5 protein-coding genes are annotated in these 3842 nt (G+C 38.9%); 2 read left to right on the top strand and 3 right to left on the bottom strand.

The window, feature by feature from the left end; all coding sequences use genetic code 11:
• The coding region (locus AB1414_17215; GenBank protein ID MEW6609155.1) for a hypothetical protein at positions 1-209 on the top strand (209 nt) is incomplete at its 5' end.
• A 263-nt stretch (positions 210-472) separates the two neighbouring features.
• On the opposite strand, the gene AB1414_17210 is transcribed toward AB1414_17215, so the two are convergent.
• The 3 genes from AB1414_17210 to AB1414_17200 all read right to left on the bottom strand — a co-directional run bounded on the left by AB1414_17210 (position 473) and on the right by AB1414_17200 (position 1557).
• A complete protein-coding gene (locus tag AB1414_17210; protein MEW6609154.1) occupies positions 473-715 on the bottom strand; it encodes a hypothetical protein in 243 nt (80 codons plus the stop codon).
• Between the two features lie 99 nt (positions 716-814).
• Entirely contained in the window at positions 815-1192 is a 378-nt protein-coding gene (locus AB1414_17205; protein ID MEW6609153.1) for a GxxExxY protein, read from the bottom strand.
• Complete coding sequence (locus AB1414_17200) at positions 1183-1557, bottom strand: hypothetical protein (GenBank protein MEW6609152.1); 375 nt, start codon at positions 1555-1557, stop codon at positions 1183-1185. The genes AB1414_17205 and AB1414_17200 overlap by 10 nt, the downstream gene beginning before the upstream one ends.
• An 82-nt stretch (positions 1558-1639) precedes the next feature.
• On the opposite strand from AB1414_17200, the gene AB1414_17195 reads away from it, so the two are divergent.
• Positions 1640-3842, top strand: a 2203-nt coding sequence (locus AB1414_17195; GenBank protein ID MEW6609151.1) for a VCBS repeat-containing protein, incomplete at its 3' end; no start/stop codon positions are given.

Here is a 3842-nt window from a genome sequence, read left to right as displayed (position 1 = left end):
ATACCTTTACACGGCTATCAGGTCGTGAAGGGGAAACCCTTTTCATCCCGCAAGAAATACCTTTTGAAACAGAAATAGACTCAGTAACTTTCTTCCCTAAAGGGATATCAACTGGTAGTGTGATAACTATTGGAGATTTTCAGATAGTAGTAGATGAAGTTACAGGGACAGTAGAAGTAGTGAGGGAGAAAGAGAATACCTTCAAGTAATGGGTCAGTCATTTTGGGCTGATATTACCCGAAAAATTGTAATCGTTCAGGTAACAGGAATAATATTGAATATCGGTAACCGTTCAGGTAGTCTGGTATCTGGGTGTCTAAGTGTCTGGGTTACATAGACTACCAAACACATAGACACCCTTTACGCAAAATTGATATCAAAGTGACAGCGCTAACACCACAAGTGGTGTCACTCCATTCCCTGGCTGTTAACTGATTGCTGATATCTGATGATTGAACGCTTACTAATTTTCTTAATTTTCCTTCAACATCTTTTTTATCTTCTCTTTGCCAAGAAGTTTTATAAGATCTCTTTGTATTTTCTCTTCCCCAATGCTACGAATTACCTCTTTTTCACCAATGCTACGAATTACCTCTTTTTCACCAATGCTACGAATTACCTTCTCCTCTCCAATCCCTTGCACAAATTTGTCAATCCCTACTATATCAACAAGCTCTCTCATTATATCTGGTCTATCCGCTAATGTCTGTGGCATTAATTTCACCTCCTCCTTGAATTCCTCAGGATGTAAATATAATCCTGCCTCAATCAACTCTAATAGTAACCGTTCACCGCAGAGACGCAGAGAAGAAAATTAAAATTTATGGACGATACGCTTAATCCCATCCTTGAGGACAGGAACATTAAAATTGATCAACAAACCTACCCTTTTATTTATCATTTTTAAGTAGGTTAAAAGCTGTGCTTCATGAATTGGAAGTAATTGCTCCACAGTTTTTAATTCTACCACAACTTCTTCCTCAACAAGAAGATCTAACCGATAGCCACAATCTAATCTAACTCCTTTGTATCTTACAGGTAATTCAACCTGCCTTTTAAAATGTAACCCTAATATTGATAACTCATAACATAAACATTCTTCATAGGCAGATTCCAACAAACCTGCTCCCAATGTTTTATGTATTTCAATGGCTGCACCAATAATCTTTTCTGTTATCTGATTTATTTCCATATCTTCTCTGTTCCTCTGCGTCTCTGCGGTGAATTACTATCTGAACGGTTACCATTTATTTGTCTTCGCCATTCTATATTCTTTTTTATCTTAAATAATAGCACATAAGCAAATAATTGGTCAAAATCATTCCGAGTGAATCTATCCCCAGGTGATTTGTATTCGATGACATTGTAATCAGTAAATGATTGGAATACAAGAGGTAAAGATTTAACATCCGCATCCTTGCCCTTTTTAATGACCACAATATCTATCCTTAATGGCATTTTGCCAACTTCAACCTCAGTTTCAACACTAAACCCTTTAGGTTCGAGTAGATGTTTTAATACATTTGAGAAATACGGATGCCATTTTTTCTTCATCATCTATGAGTATATACTAAACTTCTATCTTTGTCAATAAATTTTTACTTGAAATTTAAGTAATTATGTGTTATTCTTAAGTAGAATGATTAAGCATTTATTAACTATTGGCTATTGCTTATTGGCTATTGCATATTGCAATGCCTCTGAATTCAGGGATAATTACTTTATGACAGGAAGCCTTACCCAGGTTACAACATCTGACATCCCAGGGACAAAATGGATGAAAAACCCTAAATCCCTCAAGATTTCTTCCCAATACCCTATTTTTGAACAACCCGACCCCTGGGTTCCTTTAAGAGGAGAGATGGCTGATCTTCATAATTGTCAACCTGCACTGGGAGATATGGATAATGATGGAGACATAGACCTTTTAGTAACTAGAAAATCGCCAATGCTCGTTGCTGTATTTGAAAACATTGGAATAAAATACCAACCTACATTTAAAAGAAGGGCTGATAGAGACTTCTCTATAGATAGAAGTTATTATGGAAACTGTGCCTTAGGTGATATTGATAAGGATGGAAAAATAGACCTGTTGGTTGATTGCATCGTTTATATAAATGGCACTAAAACCTTCAACATCTATGGCTATAAGGGAAGGGGAGACTTTACATTTGAGAGACACGAAGGGTTTGATATAAAAAACCTTCCAAAAAACATCTATAACCCTGATTGGGTATATGAATTTGCACCTTGCCTTGGAGACCTGAATCAGGACAATTATCCTGACCTTATTGTCTCTTTCCTTGAGCAAGGAACAGTTACACAACCAGGGGGTTGTGCTTTAAGATTTCTTGCCTATGAGAATAAAAATGGAAGCTTTACAGCAAAGCCAGAGTGGAACCCTCCATATATCCCTAATACATCAAGAGGAAGCTCATGGAACCTGAGCCTATCCCTTGTTGACCTCTGTGAAACAAAGAACCCTATGCTTTGCTTTACCCATGATGAGAGTGGGGGAATAGAATGCTATAGCAATTATGGAACATCATCACCTATATGGCCTAAAGGGCCCTGGTATCACGGATTTAAATTTTGGGCAAACCAAGAGGGATATAACGCACCCGGAGATACTATAGACGAAACAGTATGCTTTGGAGACCTTGATGGAGATTCTGACCTTGATATGCTACATGGAAGTGCAGATCCCTTCCTCTTTAGCTATGAGAACATCGGAAACAAGAAAAACCCCTCCTTTCGGCTCCACACCTACCAACCCCTTGACGGAGCCCATGTTATGGGAGGAATAACCTTTGCAGACTTAGACAAAGATGGCGATTATGAGGAGATACATAGCGAGGGAGCAGGAAGTTGTCAGCAACCCCTGGTTTTTTTCAGTAGAAACACAGGAACACAAGAGGTGCCATTTTGGAGCCGAATGGGTGCTATAGACCTATCTCAATATGGCTTTGTGGAGGTCCTTCCTACTGTTGGAGACCTTGATGGAGATGATAAGCCTGACCTTATGGTGGATGAAGGAGGGTCCCATACATGTGGATTTAAAAATACAGGGATTATTAGCTTCTCCTATTGTCAGACATTCACCCTTACTTACCAGTTCTTGTTGGCTGAGGGGCCTGAGTTTAAGTTTAATGATATAACTGACTGCTGTTCATTCATTCTTGACCTTGATAATGACAGAGATTATGATGTGGTCTTTGTCGGTCAGAATGCATTTATGCTATTGGAAAATATTGGTGGGACATTATCTCCATCATTTAAAAGAAATAAGGATTGGGAAGCAAATACAACCTGGCAGGTACACGATCCTGAAGAGGATGACCCTATGTATGAGTTGGTATCTGCCTTTGACCTGAATGGAGACAATCAGGAGGAACTGATATTTCATGGTTATTATTTTTCTGTCTATAAACGCTTAGGAACCCTTAGTGGTGTTTTTTTTGTAAGAGCACCTGAGTTTGAAACTGAAATATTTAAAGTTACATCCTATGTCTACAACATCTCTGGCGTAGACCTTGACAACGATGGAGACTATGACCTTGTAACTGCCTACAAATGCTCAGGCCCAATTGTTGCAGGAATAAACAAAGCCCCCCACCACCCCCTTGGCACCTATACCTCATCTATCTTTGATGCCGGTTCCTCAGTTATCTTTGAAAGCATCTTCTGGAAAGAGAGAAAGCCATTTTCAACAGAGCTTTCTATGTATGTTCGCTCGGGTAATTCTACCAGTACCTTATCTTCATGGAAAAAGGTAAGCAATGGAGAAAGCCTTAATCTTAACGCAAGGTTCATCCAATACCAGGCAATTCTTTCCACCTCTG

It is taken from the genome of bacterium (assembly GCA_040755795.1).
GTDB lineage: Bacteria > UBA9089 > CG2-30-40-21 > CG2-30-40-21 > SBAY01 > JBFLXS01.
The sequence above is the reverse complement of the archived record's forward strand: the minus strand, read 5'-3'. Positions and strand labels throughout refer to the sequence as shown.